Raw genomic sequence first — 21,943 nt, 5'->3', positions numbered from 1 at the left:
GGGCCATCCCTCCGTTAATTTAATCTATGTAGAACGAACACTTATATTGCACTTGAACTCCGCAGGCAGAATAATCCTCCGATCGCTGTTGTCACTGAATTTCTTGTCATATTCATTAAGGTTGAAATCCCGTGACAAAGGCGAACGCATTGCTTCTACAGATTTTCTGCCCTCTTCGTTATTGTGCAATATTAAAGTTTCGTTCTTAATCTATTCTACTTTGGTAATTGGAGCAAAACCGGCGAGCAGGCGCTTCACACCTACCGGAGCCGGGAAGGCAATTTGCAGTTCCGTGTCATTGCCGGTACCTTTTACCGCTACAATGGTGCCCGTACCCCATTTGCCATGCTGCACTTTATCCCCTGCTTTGAAGCCTGCTTCACTATTAGAAGCTGCGGGCTTGGAGGCAGATGTTGGCGTAGCATATGTTGGACGCGAGGTACTTGTGGTCACACGGGAAGTTGGCGTGGACGAAGTAGCCGAGGAGCCACTTCTGCTCTGCTGTTCAAAGAGCTTGGCCGCACTTCCACCACCAAAGTTACTTCCTCCACTGGAGCCAAGTCCACGTCCTCCATAGGAACCTCCTGCATTGGCACCACGACGGTAACGGTCACGGGCAATGGAAGTATCCTCTTTGAGCTCATCCGGAATTTCATCCAGGAAGCGCGAAGGTGGGTTCGCCGTTGTGCGTCCAAACAAGGTACGCATCTGGGCACAAGACAAGAAGAGCTGTTCTTCTGCACGAGTAATCCCTACATAAGCAAGTCTGCGTTCTTCCTCCAACTCTTCATTATCCATAAAGGCCCGGCTGTGCGGGAAGACGCCTTCCTCCATACCCACGATAAACACGACAGGGAATTCCAGACCTTTGGCACTGTGCATGGTCATCAGGGTAACGGCGTCGCTCTGATCCTCTTCATCATCGTTCATGCTGTCGATATCTGCAATGAGTGCCAGGTCGGTGAGGAACGAGACGAGCGTTTTGTCTTCATTATTTTTCTCAAATTCCATGGTCACGGAAAGAAACTCTTCAATATTTTCCAGGCGTGCACGGGATTCAAGTGTATTTTCGTTCTGCATCTCAAGGCGATACTGACTCATCTCCAGAATCTTCTCGGTCAGTTCGGTTACAGACAGGTACTCTACCATCTGATGCAGTGCAGCAATCATGTCGTAGAACTCCACCAGTGCGTTCCGCGTGCGGCCCGCAAAGCCGAGATCGTCCACAACCTGAAGCACACGGAATATGGAAATCCCCCGCTCTCCTGCTGCAGCTGCCAGCTTCGCCACCGTTGTATCCCCGATGCTGCGTTTAGGTACATTAATGATCCGAGTGAGGCTGATATCGTCGTCAGGGTTAGAAAGCAGGCGCAGATACGCCAGAATGTCCTTGATCTCTTTACGATCATAGAACTTGATGCCGCCGACAATCTGATACGGAATATCAGACTTGATCAGAATTTCCTCTATTACCCGCGACTGGGCGTTGGTACGGTACAAAATGGCATGGTTTTGATAGGATTTGCCGTTCTTCACGTTTTTACTAATCTCAGAGGTAACAAAATACCCCTCATCATGCTCGGAGTCCGCACGGTATACCTTGATCTTCGAACCGCCCTCCTTGTCCGTCCACAGCTTCTTCGGCTTACGACCGGAGTTCAGGCCAATGACCTCATTCGCTGCATTCAGAATGTTGGACGTCGAACGGTAATTCTGTTCCAGCAAGATGGTCTGTGCCTCTGGATAGTCTTTCTCAAAGTTCAGGATATTGCTGATATCCGCTCCACGCCAGCGATAGATCGATTGGTCACTATCCCCTACGACGCAGATCCGGTGATGACTATCAGCCAGCATGCGGCACAGCATATACTGCGCACGGTTCGTATCCTGATACTCATCGACGTGGATGTATTGGAATTTCTTTTGGTAAAAGTCGAGGACTTCCGGCACTTCTTTGAACAGTTGAATGGTTGCCATAATGAGATCGTCGAAGTCGAGCGAATTGTTGGCTCTTAGACGTTTCTGGTACATTTTATATACCTTCGCCACAATGCCTTCAAAATAGTCTCCAGCCTGCTTCTCATATTGGTCAGGACCGATCAGTTCGTTTTTCGCGGTACTCATCATGGCCTGAACGGCTTTGGGTTCGAACTTCTTGGTGTCGATATTCTGGTCTTTCATACAACTGCGGATAACGGATAACTGATCGGATGAGTCCAAGATACTGAAGTTCGAAGTAAAACCAATGCGTTCAATGTCACGTCGCAGGATGCGCACACACATGGAGTGGAACGTGGATACCCAAATGTCGCGGCCCTGTGAGCCACCAACGAGCTGGGATACCCGGTCCTGCATCTCACGAGCAGCTTTGTTCGTAAACGTAATCGCCAAAATGCCCCATGGAGGTGTCTTGCGTGTTGCGATAAGGTAAGCAATCCGGTGTGTCAGCACCCGGGTCTTACCACTGCCCGCTCCGGCCATAATCAGTAACGGTCCATCGGTTGCCTCGACGGCTTGCCGCTGAGGGGTGTTAAGCCGTGCCACGGCATCATGTATATTTACAGGTTGCATGCATGCATGCTCCTTTCGTTGGTTGATCGATTAAGCAAAATCAGAAGGTTACACTTGGCACTCCGAGGCCAGAATAAGCATCCGATCGCTGTTATTCCCAGATTTTTTTGAATCACTTTTATAAGGTGAAAATCCGGGAATAAAGGCGAGCGCTTCGCTTCTCCTGCTTACTTCTGTCCTCTCCGTTGTTGTGTAAACGTCATTGTGCTTAATATAATTTTATATTTAGTAGGGCAAAGTTCTATTTTAACAGATCGCAAGGGGAAATTGGGGGAATGGTAAACTAAACCGATTAAACGGTTCCTTTTACAGCTTGTACCGTCTCAAGTGCCTTCTTCAAATCGCTGTACACAATGTTACCCACGACGACGGTGTCTGCAACTTCGGAAGCTTGTGCTGCTTTCTCGGGATTGTCAATTCCCCCGCCATAAATGAGATGTGCGCGATCCAGTTGTCTATGTGTCTCGCCAACCAGCTCCATATCGCCAAACGTTCCGCTGTACTCCATATATACAATAGGAAGATTGAGTAGCCGCTCTGCAGCTTGGGCATACGCCACTGCCGCACCAGTTGTCAGCTCTGTATCTGCTCCGGTCAAACGCGCTACGGTGGAGTCAGCATTCAGCACGATATACCCCTCGGCAATTAGCAGATCCCACGGTATGAGGTAACCAAAACGTTCGATGGCTTGTTGGTGGTGCCCAATCATCCATTTGCTATCCGTGGCATTCAGCACCATCGGGATCAGATATCCGTCAAAACCGGGCACAACCGCCTCCAGATCGGATACTTCCAGCACACAGGGCAGCTCGTAGCGACGCACGCGGGACATCAGGTCTACTGTGTTGTCATAGGTGATTCCCGAAGATCCTCCAACGATAATAGCATCGGTCCCCGACATACATACCAGATCGAGTGCTTCATCCGTGATTTCCCGGTCCGGGTCGAGCTTAAATACGTGTCTCCACTGCTTAATCATGTCTATCAACGAACATTCCTCCAGAGGTTCTTCTGCATCCTAAAAAGCTTGTAAACTAAGTCTAAGTCAGCAGGCAGTGAGTGTCAATGTTCGCATAAAAAGGGGAACAAAAAATCACAGACTTTTCCCTGTAAAGTGCAGGAATCGGTCTGTAATTTTTAAGAGGAAGGATGTTATCTCGCTATTAATCAAACAATGCTCAAGTAATCTCGAGTAATAATGAAGGGCTACTTTTCTGAGGTGATTGGAATGTTGATTTTCCACTTATAAATGCTATGGCTTCCAGGCAAAACGAGTATTCATCTGATCCAGCTCTTCTTCCGTCAACACATCTGAATAGACGCCATACACGCCCCACTTTTCATAGTTGGCCACCTGGTCGGTGTCATTGATGGTATGCACGTAAGTAACAGCGCCCGCCTTCTTCAGCTTGGCGACGAAATTCTGATTCACTTTATATTCCGGCATGGTTACGGCATCAATATCATTCTTTTCCACAAAATCAACGACCTGTGCTTCGGTATCCTGCGTTGCATAAAGAGTATAAATAATGGACGGAAACGCATAGATTTCTTTCACGGTGTCCAGCATGGGCTCATTATAAATCTGCACGACGATGCGGTCCAGTACAGATGGATCTTTCTTTTTGGCAGCGTTGACGAGAGAAGATAGCACCTGCTGAATATCCTCATCTTTCTGCTCTTTGGTATCCGTTACGATATACATATCGGGATATTGCGCCAGCACATTAATGATGCCATCCGCGTCCATGGGTTGGTAGATGCCCAAAATTGGGGTGTTCATAAATTCATCGTGCGTAAGTGCCCCAGCCTGTTTGTCTTCAGGAAGCTCCTCTTCCTGGCCCAGCAGTTTGCTCATATTGGCAGTCCATTCATGTCTGGCTACAGCTACGCGATCTGAGGTGAGCATGAAGTCGATCTCAAACACTCTTGTGCCTTTCTCATAATTGGCGATCATCGCTTCATAAGCATTGGTATAAGGCTGATCACGGATACTGCCCATAGCGTGAGCAATCAGTCGATAGGCTGTAAATCCATCGTGCTGTTCCTCACTTTGACTCTCATAGGCAAAAAAGAGGATACCCACGGTAACAATCAGTAGTGTAATGACGGCAGCGATTCGTTTCATATGATGTTCACATCCTTTAGGAGTGATATTTAGGGAGGAGAACTGTATAGCTAATAAGATATGACAGCGTATGTGCGGATTTCCTTTTTGATAGCTAACTACCCGAATTGATGAGGTGTAAAACAAAAAAAGCCGCCCGGAGGCAGCTGTTAAATGGTGGTACTGTTTGGTTTGTTGGATCTAATACGCATTCTTGAGACCATTTCGAATGGTTTCCCATATGATTTTGATATCGAATAATAAAGACCAGTTTTCAATATAAAAGATGTCCTGTTCGATCCGATCCTCGATGGACGTATCTCCTCTTAAACCTTTACTCTGCGCCAATCCCGTAATGCCTGGGCGGACGTGATGTTTAATCATATACTTCGGAATTTCATCCCGGAATTGATTCACGTAGTACGGACGTTCCGGCCTTGGGCCAACCACACTCATATGACCCAGCAGCACGTTGAAGAATTGAGGCAACTCATCCAGGCTAGTGCGTCTTATAAATGTACCGAATGCCGTTCGACGCGGATCATCCTTCGTGGACCAGCCCGTGTCAACTACACCTTCAGGAATGACTTTCATGGAGCGGAACTTAAACATCATGAAGTTACGTCGGTTAAGTCCAACACGTTCCTGTTTGAAAATGACCGGTCCAGACGACGTCAATCGTACGCCCAGTGCCACGATAGCCATTACCGGAGAGGTCAGAATAATAGCGACGAGAGAGAACAGAATGTCAAACGCACGCTTCATCAATCGGTTTACCGCCATATCCAGGGGGATATCACGCACATTAATCATCGGCATGCCGGCGAAATTGTCGAAATGGGGACGGGCCGGAAGATAATCAAAGAAATCTGGAATAATCAGTGTCCGTACGCCGGCCTTCTCACATACTTCAATGATATGCGGATACTTATCGTGAGCATCCAAAGGAAGTGCTAGGATCACCTCGTCGATCATACGAGTCGACAGGATTTCTTCCAACTGGTTGATCCGTCCCCTGATCGGCTTGTAGCGCTGCAACTCCTCTTGATCCCAGCGACGGTAATCATCGAGAAAACCATATACTTCATATCCCAGTTCCGGATAACTGCGGAGATTATTATAAAAGCGTTGACCTAGAGAGCCTGCTCCAAGGATTAATACGAATTGGCGGTTGAAGCCCTTTTTGCGTAGTCTTCTCAGTTGCAGCTTGACGATGAAACGGTAGATTAGTGTGAAGACAACGTTGCCGATCATGTACATGGCCAGATAAGCACGAGAGATATCGACTTCCTTGAAGAAGAACATCAAACTCATCAGCATAAAGAAGGCGATGCCATGGACCTGAACCAGTTTCATGAATTCATCTACAAAACGTTTTTTCCGTTTGGGCATATAAAGGGAAGACATCACACCCGCAATGACGGAAAGTCCCCCGTATACTAAGCTCCATGCAAAATACTTCTCGATTGGCAACGAACCATGGTTGATAAGCAGGTCACTTTCAAACTTCATCCACCAAGCCAGTAAGAAGGAAAACTGTATCACCATGAAATCAGCTGCAATGTACAGTTGAGTCAAAAATTGCTGGTTACGCCGAATCATGTTTTCACCTCGGAAGATGTCTCATGAACTGCTGTCGTATGGCCGGATACTGATTTCTTTTGTGGACCCGGCCGAACTAGTTTGTTACTGATCAGAGACAATGAGAATTTTAGTGCAATACCTAGCCATACGGCTGTGTTGGTCAACATGCTATAGCGCTTGGCATAATGTTTACGATGAAAAACCCACATGGCTCTATGAAACTCATAAATGATTTTCATAGGTTTGCGCCGGGCACTTGCACCCTTGTAGTGCACAATATATGTACGTGGGTAATAATAAATGCCCCAGCCCGCTTCTTTGATGCGATAACACCAGTCAATATCTTCACCATACATGAAGAAAGTCTCATCCAAGCCGCCCACTTGGTTGATGGTTTCACGCCGCACGAGCGTGAATGCACCGACAAGACAGTCTACAGGATACTCATCATCCGGGCTGAGATGTCCGAGCTGGTACTGGTTAAACTTCGGACGATCAGGAAATATCCGTGAGATGCCAAATGCATAATAAAATGAAGCCGATGGAGTGGGGAATCCCCGCTTGCACGCTTTATCCAAGGAGCCATCAGGAAGTATCACTTTACAACCCGATGCCCCCATTTCAGGATGACGGTCCATGAATCCAATCATGATTTCCAGTGTATCCTTCTGAACGACCGTGTCTGAATTAAGTAGTAGTATATAGCGTCCCTTTGCGATTTCCATTCCTTGGTTATTTGCAACGGCGAAACCTGTATTGTCACGATTGGCAATTAGTTTAACATCTGGGTATGCGTCACGGATCGCTTCCACAGAACCATCATAAGATGCATTGTCAACGACGATGAGCTCATATTGAAAGGAAGTAATGGATTCATATACTGATGCCAGACAGTCCAAAGTCAACTTGCGTGTATTGTAGTTTACGATGATGATGCTGACATCTGGACCGTAGATATTATTATTATTCGATCCCCCTCGTAAGGGAATATCTGCTGTTTCGACCATTTTGTAAAACTCCTGACTTTGTAATGCTGTGTTTATCTATTGAAAGTATAGCATATTATGGGCGAAGGTGTGGAAGGCATAGCCAATCTACAACTTATACCTTCTTAAAGATGTATATGAGCTTAAGAACCAGGTTATCAAGAGATGCTTGACGGTAAAAAGGCATTTTGGACGCATAACTGATACGTTTAACCCAAGAGCTGTCTAATTGTTTTAAAAAGTGCCGTATTTCCCTTTGTTGCTGAGCAGATAAATGTTCACAGTAAGTTTCAAGAAATAAAGATGCTTGTTTACTCAGTCTAAAACTTCCTTCACTGAAAAAGCGTTTCATTCTATTTTTCCATTTCATGAGCCAACCTTCGCTACTCCCACCAAGAACGTTCCCCTGGTGTTGACGGTACAAAATCATTGGCTCTTCATCAAAAATCACTTCTCCAAACGCACTAACATACAGATAAATCCATCGATCATGCATAATAAGCGGCTTCAAATCAATGGGAACACTTCCTCTAATCCGTTCAAACGCGATTGGATTCAGAACCATAGTGCAGCCCACGCAGCAGTTTTCGACCATGGCATTATACATGCTTAACCGCTTAGGAGGGAGGGTTGGCCACACATTCAGATTGTTCAGATCTTGATCTACCATTTGTGTAGAAGAACAGTACATCAATGGTACGTTCGATTGACTTAATTGCAGTTTAGTTACTGCCCTACTAAGTTTGTCAGGCTTCCATACATCGTCCTGATCACAAAAAGCGTAAAAATCATATACTGCCTCCGTTAGGCGCATCAGTTCAAAAAAACTCCCGATCACGCCCAAATTTTCACCTTCAAAAACTCGGATTTGGCCCGGATGAGACTTGGCATATTCGTTTAATTTTTGTACAGTTCCATCAGATGAGCCATCATCCCTAATATTAATCTGGACGTCCACCTCATGTTGTGCGAGAAGGCTTTCCATCTGTTCATCAATGTACTTTACTCCGTTATATGTAGAAAGCATAATGCATACTTTAGATTTATTCACGTGCCACCTCAGCATCTGACTTTTCTTTATTATATACGAAAACTCCCGCCTATAAGTAAGAGCGAGAGTTACATTGTGCTACTATGGCCGTTCCTATTTTGACAATAAGCTAATAAATTCACGCAGGCCCTCCCGCCATGGACGGATATCCGTCAAACCATTCGTTCGAATGGATAGATGGTCCATTTCGGAATTGCACGGCCTTGGAGCTGGTCTAGGGAACTGCTCTGTCGTACAAGGCTCCAATTGTGCTTGGATGGAAAACCCTCCAACATTTCGAGCTTCCGCAAAGATAGCTTCTGTGAATTCATACCATGTACAAGTACCACAGTTGGAGGCATGATATACACCATACATTTCTGTTGCCATAAGCTTCACCAGGAATCTTGCCAAATCTACGGTATAGGTGGGTGACCCTTTTTGGTCATGCACTACTTGAAGCTTGGGTTTTTCCTGACCCAATTTCAGCATCGTTTTGACAAAGTTATTCCCGTACAAGCCGTAAACCCAAGAAGTACGCACAATAAACCATTTGGAGGACAACGACTGTACCAGTAATTCTCCCGCCCGTTTGGACTTGCCATACACACTTTGCGGATTCGTGTTATCGTATTCCTGATAGGGATTTAATGAGTTGCCATCAAATACATAGTCCGTACTAATATAGATAAGTTTGGCTCCTGCTCTTTCTGCTGCTACAGCAACATTGCGTGTTCCTACCGCATTCACCTTATATGCACCATCGATATCTGTTTCCGCTGCATCTACGGCAGTATAAGCTGCACAATGAATGACCGCTTCAGGAAGATAGGAGGAAATGACGTCATTACACTGTGCCTGATTGGTTATATCCATCTGATCCCGAGCACAAGCAAGAACAGAATGCCCCTCCTTCTCCAAAAGAAGAACGACATCCCGTCCCAATTGTCCGTTTGCTCCCGTAACCAAAACCTTCATTACTTCACGTCTCCCAATCGAGAGCCATATTGCTTGGCATAGTACTGTTGATACACTCCGGATTGAATACGGGTCAACCATTCTTTGTTATCCAGGTACCATTGAATGGTCTCCTTGATCCCAGTCTCAAACGTATGCTTTGGCTTCCAGCCTAGTTCAGACATTGTTTTGGTCGGATCGATGCCATATCTGCGGTCATGCCCCGGACGGTCCTGCACGTATTTAATTAGTGACTCAGGTTTGCCAAGCTGTTCCAAAATAGTTTTGACGATGTGCACGTTGGTTCGCTCATTATTGCCACCGATGTTGTATACCTCACCGTTACGTCCTTGATGAATCACCAAGTCAATGGCGCTGCAGTGGTCTTCAACATAGAGCCAATCTCTAATGTTTAATCCGTCTCCATATACAGGCAGAGCCTTATCAGCCAGAGCGCGGGAAATCATAAGTGGAATCAGTTTCTCCGGAAACTGATAAGGGCCGTAATTGTTGGAGCAACGGGTGATATTCACTGGAAGCCCAAAGGTCTCATGATACGCACGCACAAGCAAATCCCCACCTGCTTTGGACGCCGAATATGGGCTGTTGGGCTGCAATGGTGTCTCTTCCGTAAATAAACCTGTTGGACCTAATGAACCGTATACCTCATCCGTCGATACTTGAACGAACTTGGTTATATTGTGTTTTTTGGCGGCTTCAAGCAATGCCTGAGTTCCATTCACATTCGTGCGCACGAAAATATCCGGTTCCAGTATGCTGCGATCCACGTGAGATTCTGCCGCAAAGTTGACAACAACATTTACGCCTTGACCGATCAAACGATCCATTTCAGCAGCATCTGTTATATCTGCTTTGACAAAGGTGTGGCGTGCATTACCTTCAAGGGACTTCAGGTTTTCCAAATTGCCTGCATACGTAAGTGCATCCACATTGATAATTTCATAATCAGGATGCTGCTGCTGCATATATATCACAAAATTGCTTCCAATAAACCCGGCCCCGCCGGTCACGAGCAGTTTCATATGTTGAACCCTCCTGTATCCTTCACGACCCAAAATTAAAATTGATCTCCGCATCTTTAAGCAACGGGTGCTTCTTGTCTTTCTCCGATAAAACCGGATTGGATGTAGGCCAATCGATGCCGAGTGCCGGATCACTCCATAATATGCCGCGATCATGCTCCGGGGAATAGTATTCGTCCACTTTGTACAAGACTTGGGTGTTTGGCACCAAAGTGCAAAAACCGTGGGCAAAGCCTTTGGGCACGAGAAGTTGACGGTGATTATGTTCGCTGAGGATATAACCCTCCCATTGCCCATACGTAGGTGATTCCTTACGTATGTCAACAATGACGTCATAAATGGCACCAGCAAGGACCCGAATCAATTTCGTTTGACATTTTGGGTTGAGCTGGTAATGCAATCCACGCAATACACCCGGCTGTGCAGACAAGGATTGGTTGTCTTGAACGAAGTTGTAATGGAGACCGTTTTGTTGCATGACGTGATCGTTATAACTTTCCATAAAAAAACCCCGGTGATCCCCGTGAACCACCGGTTCAATTAAACAGGCGCCATTCAGCTTGGAAGGAGTGATTTTCAAATTTTCCGCCATCCCTTCTTTTCTATAACTTCAATTTTCCAAATTCTTCACCAAAAACAATATCACGTGCTAATTCATTGGCCCGGGCTAATGATGCATGAGTGCCTGCATCCGTCCACCAGCCCTTAAGTATGTCGTAGGTCAAGTCTCCTCGTTCAATATATGCATTGTTGACGTCCGTGATCTCCAATTCTCCCCGAGCAGACGGCTTGAGAGTCTTGATGATTTTAAACACCTCACTATCAAACATATATATGCCTGTAACCGCAAAAGTACTTTTAGGATTTTTAGGCTTTTCTTCAATAGATAGAATTTGTTTACCTTCAATCTCAGGTACTCCAAATCTCTGAGGGTCCGATACCTCTTGGATAAGTATCTTAGCACCTCCCCCCTGAGAAAGATAGTTATCAACAAACGGGGTTATATCCTCACTAAAAACATTATCCCCTAAAACCACAACAACTCGATCTTCACCAACATATTGTTCGGCAAGATTAAGGGCCTGAGCAATTCCTCCTGCCTCTTCCTGAACCTTATACGTAAAAGTGACTCCCATAGCACTTCCGCTTCCTAATAAGTTTACTACATCTCCCATATGCTCTTTACCGGTAACAATCAAAATATCATGAATACCCGCTTGTTTAAGCTTGTAAACAGAGTGAAAGATCATGGGGTACTTTCCGACCGGAAGAAGATGCTTATTGGTTACTTTAGTCAAAGGATATAGGCGTGAGCCTGTTCCTCCCGCTAAGATTATGCCTTTCATATATCAGTCTCCTTAATTAATTTATTTCGAAAGTTTTATCCGTTTTCACATACTTTTCTTCACCATTATCTTTCACTATTACTCCTATGCTATATTTCCCTCTATCTAGTTCTTCCTTTTTTATTGTTAAATTGAAGCCGGAATAATCATAGTTATTGTTATTATTGAAATATTCTGTAACATCGGGCCTATAGACCAACTCAGTTGGGTATCTATAAAACTTGTTGTTGGCTTCAGATTGAAGCAATATATAAATAATCTGATTCGATGAAGACTCTTTTTCGAAATCCAAAGCCCATCCATTAACCATTATATTCTTTTTATCTTCCCCCAATTGATCAACAGCCCATTTCAGATCAATTGACTCTTCTGGAACTTTGTCTTGCTCTTTGTAATTTAGCCCGTTTACCGTCTTGAAATTTTTTATATATTCTGAAAAACCATAAATTAAATCATGTTCCAAAACTAAATCGGATAAATCCATCATTTTATAAATGGACTCCTCATGGTTTTCGCACAAATTACCATCTACCATTTGATTCGTTTTTATAGAGAAGCATGTTTGTTTTGAGACATCATAAAACAACTCATTTGTTAAGTATGATCCATTCCTGAAAGCAACAGAATCATTTGAATTTTTGGAAAAGATGCTTCTGCCCATGAAAAATGAATTTTCAGGATCGATGCCCATTAGATGCAAAACAGTTGGAGCTATATCTATTTCACCCGCATAATTATCAATAACTCCATTTTCAATTGAATCAGGGATATGAAAAATTAATGGGATTTGATTAAGTAAAAATGTTTTGTTGTCTTCAACAAGATTAAGTTCATTGATAACGGTCTGCGGTATCCCCGAATCATGATCTCCGTAAATAACAAGCATAGTATTGTCATATAAATCCCTATTCTTTAATATTTCGATAAACTCACCTAATGCAATGTCTGCATAGTGGGCAGAATAAAGATAATTGCGGAGAACTTCATTCTCTACTTCGCTAAGGTCTATATCTTTATATTCATCCGGGACCGTATTATATGGAGTATGATTGGATAAAGTTATTAAAAACGAAAAAAAAGGCTCATCTAAATTATCAAGCTTGTTGGAAGTTTGCCTGAAAAATGATAGATCAGACAGCCCCCAACCTACAACATCGTCCACCTGATAATCATCTACAAAATCTGACTTCTCAAAACCGTAACTCTTGTGCATATTTTGTCTATTCCAATAATTTGGTACGCTAGGATGTGCGGAAAATGATGAATACCCATACTGTGCCAGTATCTTCGGTAAAGTGCTGAAGTGATTATTTTGGTATTTGGTACTAACTGCTCCCTCACTGATCGGATACATTGAGGCAAGAGCAAGCAATTCAGCATCTGATGTTCTCCCATTTGCCGTTTGATTAAAAACATTACTGAAGTAAATTGAATTTTGAATAAGCTTGTTAAGATTAGGCGTAATCTCTTCTCCATTAACTTTAAGATTTATCACAAAGTTTTGCAAAGACTCCTCTTGAATCATGATTACATTTTTCCCATTAGCAATCCCAAAGAATTCATCACTTGTTAACTGGTTATTGTCAACAAACCAATCTTGGATCTCGCCTAACCTTGCATCACTTAAATTAGTCCGATTAATCTCTTTCATTAGATACTTTCCTATATCATAAATATGATAATTAACTATTCCTAGCTTTTGTACAATTAATGGCTTATACATGGCACTTCCGTAAACATTTTCTTTATCCAATACTACTTCCATTGTTTTATGTCCGATAATGACCGAACAGATAACTATTAATAGTGCACTTATTTTTTTAACATTTCTTATTGTGAAACTCGACTTTCCCATAAACAATATCGGTGAAATAACTAGTATATCTATAAAAAAGAAAACATCTATCCAAGAGGTTAACATTAATACTGTACTCAAAAGGGAACCCGTTTGATCTGCATACGATAATGAAGCTACGGATAGAACATCACCAAAAAAACGAAAATATATCAGATCACCCCACAGGATTAAACTGATCAAGAAATTAATCAATAGCCATATAGCAGACCTTTGATTTCTGCCTTTAATACTGAATAATACAATCGAAAAAAGAAAAGACACAGCCACAGATAGAAGTACACCATTTAAATCTAATCCTATCTCAGTTAGATGTGCAAAAAATATAATTTTTAGGTTTAAAGAGATTACAAACCAAAAATAAGATAAATAAACCAATTTCCCCTTACTATAACTAATTATCATTTTTACCCTCAGTTCTCTTTAGCTGTAAATTACTATTATGATCTAGTTAATGAGGTTAGTAACTAATCACTTTAATTTCAATGCTTATTTTTTCAAGATATAAAAGCAACCAATAGTACCAATGACATAGAAATAATGAGATTGGCTAAGCAGTTTGTTTAACTACTTTATTTCAAAATTTTTTTACCCCAGTAGAAAAGCTTGTTTTTCAATTTAAACATGAATGTTCTTAGCCCCATTTTTTTAAATTGATAAATAATTGTAGGTGGTTTATTTAATAAAAATTCTGTATCTCTATAAACCGTTTCAATATCAATTTCGAACTTTTTATTAAAATGCTTTTCACGTACAATTAAAAGATATTTATCAAATAAATGCTGCCTTTCCGAACTTTGAATAGCACCGGACGGAACTCGATACAGTGAAGTGAGCTTTTCTACAAATAAAAATTCGTGCTTCAATGCGTATTTCAGCCACAAGTCCCAATCTTCCAAAACCTCCAGTTCAGCATCAAAACCACCTTCTTGATCAAACAATTCTCTCTTGAACATCACTGTCTGAATAGGAAAATAGTTATGGTGTAATAATACCAGTCGATTAAAAGGCTGTTTATGTTGGACATTATGGAATAACTCTTTATACTTGTATGGATCCCTACTAATCGTTTCTGTGGGAACCTCAAATGCAATAGAATAAGCAGCTTTATAGTTAGAGTTTTCTGACAACTGACTGACTAAAACCTCAACGTGATCGGAGTAGAACAAGTCATCATCATCCAGAAAATTGAAATAATCTCCTGTTGCTGTTGCCATAGCTATGTTTCCAGCCTCACAACGACCGACATGTTCCCCTGTAGATTGGTAAACAAGGTTCAAGTCTCCAAATTCTGTTTCAATCATTCTTCTTGAAATATCCGGCCCATCTTCAACAACTACAATTTCAATATTTTTATAAGTCTGATTACTTAAACTCAATAATGTCTCTCTCAATACAGTCGGACGTCCACATGTTCTAACTAATATGGACACCAAAGGTAATACGTTGGGTGCTTTATTAATATAGAATGCACCGTCACGAACAAGCTCATAGTCCCATATTTTAAAGTCCGGAATAAAATTTCTATTTATATTAACCCGTTTCCATTTCCTAAAGAGAAAACCTTCCATTGGGCTATTGAACATTTTTTTTAAAATGATACTTTTGTGTTTTTCAGAAGGACCTTGTACAAAAAACAAAGAAAAAAACAATAAGTATCCTTTGATAATGTCCCTCATCGTGCCAAATTTAAAACGCAACATCAAATTAATATACGTACTATTGTAGAATTGATTCGGTTTTACCTCGCCAGCACTCATATAAGTATAATGGTGTACTACACTCTTTGGCACATACTTTAAAATATATCCATGAGCACGAAATCTCCAACTTAAGTCTACGTCTTCTCCATACATAAAAATTTTCTCATCAAACATTCCAACCTCTTCAAACAGTTCTCTACGAACTAAGCAGCATGCACCGCTCGCCCATGAGGTTTCTAAAGTAACTGGATTATATAATTTGGGATGTTCATAAGGAAATTGTCTAGACTCCCACAGAGCTACATTCGGATCGCTCAAACTAATTGCCTCAAATAATTCTTTAATACAATCAGTATCAATTTCAGTATCAATATTTAAAAAGAAAATATAATCTTGTTGAGTGTGTCTTACACCAAAATTATTCGCCTTTCCAAACCCAAGGTTACTTTTCAACTCATGAAGCTCATATCCACCAAACAATTCTTTTTTCTGGTATTGTTTGATTTTCTCTCTTGTATGATCCGTCGAATTATTATCTACAAAAGTGATAAAAATGTTAGAGAGTGGGTAATTAGAATTACGTATACTATTTAAACAATTATCAATCCATCGTTCAGAGTTATACGACACTAAGATGATGTCCAAATTTTCCAAATTCACTGTCTCCTTTACTTCCTTCTTCTAAATTTTCTCAATGGCGATGTAATCCTCCAAGAAAATGATGATAATATATTCGAGATTACCTTATCCTTTTCGATAATTTCTTGTTCATAATCCTTCTGAAATTGATTCAACTTATTTTCTAATTGTTGTTTGTCTGCACTCAATGATAAGAACATCTCATCAACTACATTTAATCGGTTCAAGATTTCTTTATTGCGCTGAATAGCATCTAAATAAACTGCTTCTCTTCTGGATAATTCTTCGTTGCTTTTTAACAACCTCAAAATTAGACCACTGTCTAATTTTGAGGTTACTTCCATTTCTATTTCTAATATATAATTTTTAAATGGTTCAATATAAACATCATCAACAGGAATTAACAGTTGCGGATCTTCATTTAAAGCTAGTATGTGAGCCCCGAGATCGTCACAAGAAAATTCTACCTTGTTGTATGGACGAATCGTTGAAATTAAATTTCCTGATTGAACTAGATCATTATTCCCTTCAGTTATACCTTTTAAAACAACTCTTTTCAGATGTATAAAACTAGGAAAATTAGTTGGATCAAATCTTAATGAACAAAGATTTTCAGCTTGGAATTCAATTTTGTAAGTGAAATATTTATCTTTAACATTTATAGGGTGTCTCGAAGACTGCGTCTCCTTAAATCCATCTCCTATATCCCAAAATAATTGCAGGAATTGGGCATGACGAGGAGAGTATCTTTCAGAAACTTCTTTTACTTCTTTATCACTCTTTGATGAAAAGACTATAAATTGATACACATGGGCATCAATTTTATTTTCCAAATAGTTTCTAACAGCTTCAGGAACTTCGTCATAACTTCTTTTCATCTCGGTCTGTTCCGGATGCATAACGACCATGTTCCATTTCGAAGGAAGCAAACCTACATTTTTCAAAAGAAGTTCTAGATTACTTCTAGTAAAGAAACGTAAATGAGTTTGATCTAACAGTCCAGTATCCCGGTACCCAAACTTTCCATCTAACAGTTCTAAAATTACAGCTGTGTGTCCGACATGAGGAATAGAAATGCACACTTCACCCTTATCATTCAATAGCTGCTCAACTGAATTTTTGAGAACCTTTTCCGGATCTATAAGATGCTCTAGTACATCTGCATAGATCAAATAATCAAAAGTTCCAAAATCATCCTCGGCCAATTGATCATACCAAGAGCTGTCATTTAGGTCTCCAACTATCATATGATCACAGTACACTTGAGCTTGTTGAGCCGCCTCACTATTTATCTCAACACAGTACACTGTGCATTTGAGCACTTCTTTTAAGTAAGCTGTCATGTAACCTTTAGAGGGACCAAACTCGAAAACTTTCGAGCCAGGTTTAATATGATTAACAATTATAGAGAGCGGATTCTCAGTCGCAGTATCTATAGAAAAATTGTAATTCATTCTCATAGCTCCTTTATTGCCCAAGAATGTTCAAAATATATAATTCCTTCTGCAACATATTCCGAAGAATTCATTAAAAAAGAACTATATCTTGCCTTATAATCAAGTCTTATTAAACCTGAACTTTCAAAAAAACCAACATCTATATAATAAGTTCCAGGCAACAAAGCAAGTTTGTCATACTTAATCAGCAGTTTATATTCTCCTGGTTCAGAAGGTAATGGATAATTATCAAGTTTTGTGTTTAATCCACATATATAATTATTTTCTCTATCGAATATTGCAACGCCGCCAACAATATCCTCCATTTTTTTATACAATGTATAACTAACTTCAACAGTTATTTCATCTTTAAAATGGAAATTGCTTGTCTCGACTTTTCCTCTATTCAAGAATTTGGCACTAGTAATCGTCAATGTGTTCCCTTGTGAATTACTATCCGAATCATTGTTCTCTTGCAAATCACTTTTCTCTCGCGAGTCGTTACTCCCTTTCTTATGAGGAACATCCACAAGATTTTTCATGAAATCCTCGTAAACTCTCGTAATTCCATTAACATCACCACGCATATGAACCTGTCCTTCACGAATCCATATAACTTCATCACAAAAATTCCGTATAGAGTATGTGTCGTGACTTACAAATAGTATTGTTTTACCTTGATCCCTAAAACTCTTCATCTTTTCAATACATTTGAGTTGAAATTGCATATCTCCAACCGATAAAGCCTCGTCAACAATTAAAATATCAGGATTCACATTTACAGCACATGCAAAAGCTAAACGAACAAACATCCCCGAAGAATACGTTTTAACTGGCTGATCTATAAATTCTCCTATATCAGCAAACTTTTCTATCTCAGGAACTCTTTCATGAACTTCAGCCTCGCTCAATCCCATAATAGCGCCGTTTAGATAAATATTTTCTCTTCCTGTAAACTCCGGATTAAACCCACTTCCTAATTCAAGCAAAGCAGAAATTCTTCCATTAATATGGACATCACCGCTGGTGGGAAGCATCGTGCCCACAATGAGTTGCAACAAAGTACTTTTACCAGAACCATTTTTACCAATAATCCCTATCGTTTTCCCTTTCGGAATATTGATAGAAATATCTCTTAAGGCCCAAAACAGATTACTAGTATCATTTTTATTTCTAGTAAAAAATTGTTTCAACCTATCAACTGGTTTGTTATACATCTGAAAACATTTATTTACATTATTAATTTGAATGGCATCGTTAGAGGACATCCGAAAATCCCCCTTTTGTTTTTATAAACCATGAAAACCCAAGAAAATAGACCATTAAACTCAATAAAAATCCTATTAAAGTGAATTCCCAGTTAGGGAAAACTCCCCACATTACTACTCTTCTTACATCCTCTACAACATACGTTAATGGGTTTATATAGTATATAAACCTTAGTTTCTCAGGGATCACTGAAATCGGATAGAAGATTGGACTCATAAACATTAACGCCTGCATAACAAGTCCAATAAATTGAGAAATGTCACGAATAAATACCCCCAAAGAGGATAAAAACCATGAAAATCCTAACGAAAGCAATATAACTGGAAAAATCACTAACGGTAAAAAAATGATTGTCCAATGCACCGTACCAACTATCAGAACACCAATAAATAGAATTACAATGCTAACAAACATATGGAATAAGGCCGAACCAGTAAGCACTATTGGTAAGATCTCTAAAGGAAAAACAACCTTTTTCACCAAATTTGTATTACCAACCATGAGAGATGGAGATTTGGTAATGATCTCCGAAAAAAAGTTAAATACAAGGAGTCCACAGAATAATACCAATGCAAATTCATACTTGTTATCACTCAATGCCCCTCCCCATTTATTATTGAAGACAAAACCAAAGAAATAAGTGTAAATAATCAACATAAATAAAGGGGTGAAAAATGACCAAAGCAGACCTAGATTGGACCCCCTGTATCTTTGGAGAATATCTCTTTTCACCAATTGAAATATTAGGTGTTTATTATTCTTATATAGCAATAATGACTGTTTCATGTTTCCTCCTGAATATCTTACTTATGGCCGAATTGTTAGTATAGTAGCTCCAACATAATTACTTATGCTAAAATATTGTCGTATCTACAAGAAAAGGAGAATCATACCTTGTCGAATCCAGTATACGGGAAATCTAATAAGACGTCGAGACAATCGAATAGTCACTCGACTACGCCACTACTATGGACATTGACCATAGGACTCATCTTATTTTTACTCTGGTCCTCTTTCCAAGTTGCGTTATTTAATGGGCAATTGCTCCAATACGAGGGCCCCATTTATTGGGCAGTTGCAATTTCAACCCTCCTATTCGTTATTTGGGTAGCTACCTATTTTAAACACATGAAACTAGAAACACAGCAAGATTGGCTTAAGATTGCGGTGATATTACTGCCACTCACCTACGTCTTGTCACTTATAAGTGCAGCATCAAAATATTTGGCAGTCAACATGATCCTTATCCAATGTATCTATGCCATGATCTTTGTAATGACTATGTATCTGCTCAAAAACAACAAAACCAATCATATCATACAATCTTCCTTAATAGGAATTGCATATGTAATTGTCGGATTTGGATTGCTAAATTGGTTGGGTGCTTTTAGTTTTGCGGGCAAGCTAGTTGGGTGGTTCTCATCCGGCGTGGTGAATGGTGTCTATAATCAAACCATCTGGAACGACTCAAACGGCCCACGTCTTGCATCGGTATTTCAGTATCCTAATACATACGCCGCATTTTTGATGGCTTTCTTGTTTATTACCGTTTTTAGTATGATTCGCGCGAAAAAAGTATACACCCAAATACTACATGGCTTCATGCTTGTACCGATCATTCTGTCCCTACTATTGACACTTTCTCGGACCGGGCTTGTTATGCTCCCAATTGTATTTGTTATTCTGCTATTGATGTTGAAACCTGCTAAGCAAATTCTGTGGTTTATCTATTGCGGAATAGCTGCAATTGGTACACTGATTGTGTTGAATCCAATAAATACAGCAGGACTTGAATTGCAACAACAGTTCACCAACTCTCTTGCAGTTAAAGGTTTGATGTATTTAATTGCTGCATCCATAATCGTGGCTCTCGTATGTTGGGTTACCCAGCGTTGGATCGCACCACGACTGGAGAACAAACTTCAATCCTGGTCAGCTCGAAAGGGCTCCAGTCTATGGATTCCACTAGGGTCTGTTATTTTGACAGTCATTGTTGCTATGCTTCTGCTCGGCACGAGTGTGCGCAACATTTTGCCGGACAGTATTAGTACACGACTTGAAAACATCAATTTTCAACAGCACAGTGTACTCGAACGGATTACGTTTTATAAAGATGCCACGAAACTATTTGCGGACTATCCAATCATAGGTGCCGGGGGTGGAGCTTGGACCACCTTGTATGAAAAGTATCAGAACAATCCTTATGTCAGCGCTCAAGCTCACAACTTCTTCATGCAGTACCTCGTTGAGGTTGGAATCGTAGGATTTATTATTTTTATGGCATTTATACTCTTTGTTTTCTATCAATATGTGCGTAGCTATGTCAAAAGGAGTGAGGAAGAACGCGAATCTCATTTTGTGTACTTCATCCTGTCCATGTCCATTCTGGTACTGAGTATTCTTGATTTCAATATGAGTTATGTCTTTATTGGAATTCTTGTTTTCCTTGGTCTCGGGGGAATGGCTGCTGCGATGGATCCTAAGCCGCTGCGTCGATTAAAGCTCAGTGACTCCACAGCACGTGGAATCTACAGCGCGATTGCCGGAGTAGCTGTAATTCTCCTACTCATTATATCTGTTCGCTTCCTGCAAGCTAACCATTATGCTTTCGAAGCAAAAGAAGTAGCTCAAGTTAGCCAGGACTTCCAGGAGATCAAAGCTCCACTCGATAAAGATCTGTCTATCCGGAGCACACATACAGATTCGTTGCTGATGCTTTCTTCCCTTTATCAACAGGGCTATCAGCAAACCCAGGACGATCAGTTCTATACAGCTTCTGTACGATTGCTCCAAAGCGGTCTCAAAGCTGAGCCATTTAATAAGAGCATGGTTAAGCAACTCATGAATCTATACGAACTGAAGGGCGATAGTGACCAAGCTTACGCTCTTCAAAAAGAGTATGCTATCAACTATATCTGGGATATGGATTGGCATGAGACGCTAATTAGCCGTTCGTTTGATCTCGGATATCAGGCACTTGGACAAGGCGATACAGCTAAGAAAGAATCCTACTTCACATCAGGTCTGGATGCTTACCAGCATGTTGTGGATGGTGTAGAACACCTGAAGACTCTCCCTGAAGGACAGCTTCAAGGACAGCCATTCGAGCTCACTCCAACAATGATTCTGAATGCAGGAAAAATGAAATACATGTCAAACGATTCTGCCGGAGCTGTAACGATTCTTAAAGGTGGAATTGCAAAGGATCTGTCCGATGCGACCAACCGTGAAATTGCCCGTTGGTATCTCGCAGCTCTGACTAAGGACGGACAACAGGATCAAGCGGTGTATGATAAATTGATTGCTGTAGCACCTAATGAAGCCGACGAAATTAAACAAATTGCTGAACTGAACTTCTAACAAAAAAGTGTCCTAACGATTCTATTAATAATATTTCACACTTAAAAAAGGTTTGCC

16 protein-coding genes are annotated in these 21,943 nt (G+C 40.9%); 1 reads left to right on the top strand and 15 read right to left on the bottom strand.

The genetic code is table 11. The features are described from left to right. Nucleotides 1–210: 210 nt before the first annotated feature. The 15 genes from pcrA to ABIC22_RS12705 form a co-directional block, all read right to left on the bottom strand. Nucleotides 211–2,571 (bottom strand): DNA helicase PcrA, encoded by a 2,361-nt coding sequence (pcrA, locus tag ABIC22_RS12775; RefSeq protein WP_183526789.1) that lies wholly within the window; start codon nt 2,569–2,571, stop codon nt 211–213. Between the two features lie 292 nt (nt 2,572–2,863). Beyond that, complete coding sequence (pcrB, locus tag ABIC22_RS12770; RefSeq protein ID WP_095359864.1) at nt 2,864–3,559, bottom strand: heptaprenylglyceryl phosphate synthase; 696 nt, start codon at nt 3,557–3,559, stop codon at nt 2,864–2,866. A 264-nt stretch (nt 3,560–3,823) separates the two neighbouring features. After that, on the bottom strand, nt 3,824–4,699 hold the full coding sequence (locus ABIC22_RS12765; protein ID WP_354481262.1) for a phosphatidylinositol-specific phospholipase C/glycerophosphodiester phosphodiesterase family protein: 876 nt from the start codon (nt 4,697–4,699) through the stop codon (nt 3,824–3,826). Nucleotides 4,700–4,879: 180 nt separating this feature from the next. Next, nucleotides 4,880–6,280: an undecaprenyl-phosphate glucose phosphotransferase gene (locus ABIC22_RS12760; protein ID WP_354481259.1), complete on the bottom strand. Its 1,401-nt coding sequence runs from the start codon at nt 6,278–6,280 to the stop codon at nt 4,880–4,882. Beyond that, on the bottom strand, nt 6,277–7,269 hold the full coding sequence (locus ABIC22_RS12755) for a glycosyltransferase family 2 protein (protein WP_354481256.1): 993 nt from the start codon (nt 7,267–7,269) through the stop codon (nt 6,277–6,279). The genes ABIC22_RS12760 and ABIC22_RS12755 overlap by 4 nt, the downstream gene beginning before the upstream one ends. A 94-nt stretch (nt 7,270–7,363) precedes the next feature. Next, on the bottom strand, nt 7,364–8,299 hold the full coding sequence (locus tag ABIC22_RS12750) for a glycosyltransferase family 2 protein (RefSeq protein ID WP_354481253.1): 936 nt from the start codon (nt 8,297–8,299) through the stop codon (nt 7,364–7,366). 93 nt (nt 8,300–8,392) lie between these two features. Then, nucleotides 8,393–9,256 carry a dTDP-4-dehydrorhamnose reductase gene (gene rfbD, locus ABIC22_RS12745; RefSeq protein WP_354481251.1) on the bottom strand — a complete coding sequence of 288 codons (864 nt, stop codon included), beginning with the start codon at nt 9,254–9,256 and terminating at the stop codon, nt 8,393–8,395. Next, a complete protein-coding gene (rfbB, locus tag ABIC22_RS12740) occupies nt 9,256–10,278 on the bottom strand; it encodes a dTDP-glucose 4,6-dehydratase (RefSeq protein ID WP_354481249.1) in 1,023 nt (340 codons plus the stop codon). Before rfbB ends, rfbD begins: the two co-directional genes overlap by 1 nt. Before the next feature lie 22 nt (nt 10,279–10,300). Next, nucleotides 10,301–10,858, bottom strand: a complete 558-nt coding sequence (gene rfbC, locus ABIC22_RS12735) for a dTDP-4-dehydrorhamnose 3,5-epimerase (RefSeq protein WP_354481246.1) — start codon at nt 10,856–10,858, stop codon at nt 10,301–10,303. A gap of 22 nt (nt 10,859–10,880) precedes the next feature. Further along, complete coding sequence (locus ABIC22_RS12730) at nt 10,881–11,624, bottom strand: sugar phosphate nucleotidyltransferase (RefSeq protein WP_354481243.1); 744 nt, start codon at nt 11,622–11,624, stop codon at nt 10,881–10,883. A gap of 16 nt (nt 11,625–11,640) precedes the next feature. After that, entirely contained in the window at nt 11,641–13,884 is a 2,244-nt protein-coding gene (locus ABIC22_RS12725) for an LTA synthase family protein (RefSeq protein ID WP_354481241.1), read from the bottom strand. 167 nt (nt 13,885–14,051) lie between these two features. Further along, the gene (locus ABIC22_RS12720; RefSeq protein WP_354481238.1) at nt 14,052–15,836 is read right to left on the bottom strand and encodes a glycosyltransferase family 2 protein; all 1,785 of its coding nucleotides are present in this window, start codon (nt 15,834–15,836) and stop codon (nt 14,052–14,054) included. A gap of 14 nt (nt 15,837–15,850) precedes the next feature. After that, the gene (locus ABIC22_RS12715) at nt 15,851–17,275 is read right to left on the bottom strand and encodes a class I SAM-dependent methyltransferase (protein ID WP_354481235.1); all 1,425 of its coding nucleotides are present in this window, start codon (nt 17,273–17,275) and stop codon (nt 15,851–15,853) included. Between the two features lie 2 nt (nt 17,276–17,277). Next, nucleotides 17,278–18,525: an ABC transporter ATP-binding protein gene (locus ABIC22_RS12710; RefSeq protein ID WP_354481232.1), complete on the bottom strand. Its 1,248-nt coding sequence runs from the start codon at nt 18,523–18,525 to the stop codon at nt 17,278–17,280. Next, nucleotides 18,515–19,312, bottom strand: a complete 798-nt coding sequence (locus ABIC22_RS12705; RefSeq protein WP_354481229.1) for an ABC transporter permease — start codon at nt 19,310–19,312, stop codon at nt 18,515–18,517. The genes ABIC22_RS12710 and ABIC22_RS12705 overlap by 11 nt, the downstream gene beginning before the upstream one ends. Before the next feature lie 108 nt (nt 19,313–19,420). Between ABIC22_RS12705 and ABIC22_RS12700 the strand changes: the two genes are divergently transcribed. Further along, nucleotides 19,421–21,886: an O-antigen ligase family protein gene (locus tag ABIC22_RS12700; RefSeq protein WP_483312544.1), complete on the top strand. Its 2,466-nt coding sequence runs from the start codon at nt 19,421–19,423 to the stop codon at nt 21,884–21,886. Nucleotides 21,887–21,943: the final 57 nt, after the last annotated feature.

The sequence above is a fragment of the Paenibacillus sp. PvP094 genome (genome assembly GCF_040546835.1).
In the GTDB taxonomy this organism is placed as follows: domain Bacteria; phylum Bacillota; class Bacilli; order Paenibacillales; family Paenibacillaceae; genus Paenibacillus; species Paenibacillus illinoisensis.
The sequence above is the reverse complement of the archived record's forward strand: the minus strand, read 5'-3'. Positions and strand labels throughout refer to the sequence as shown.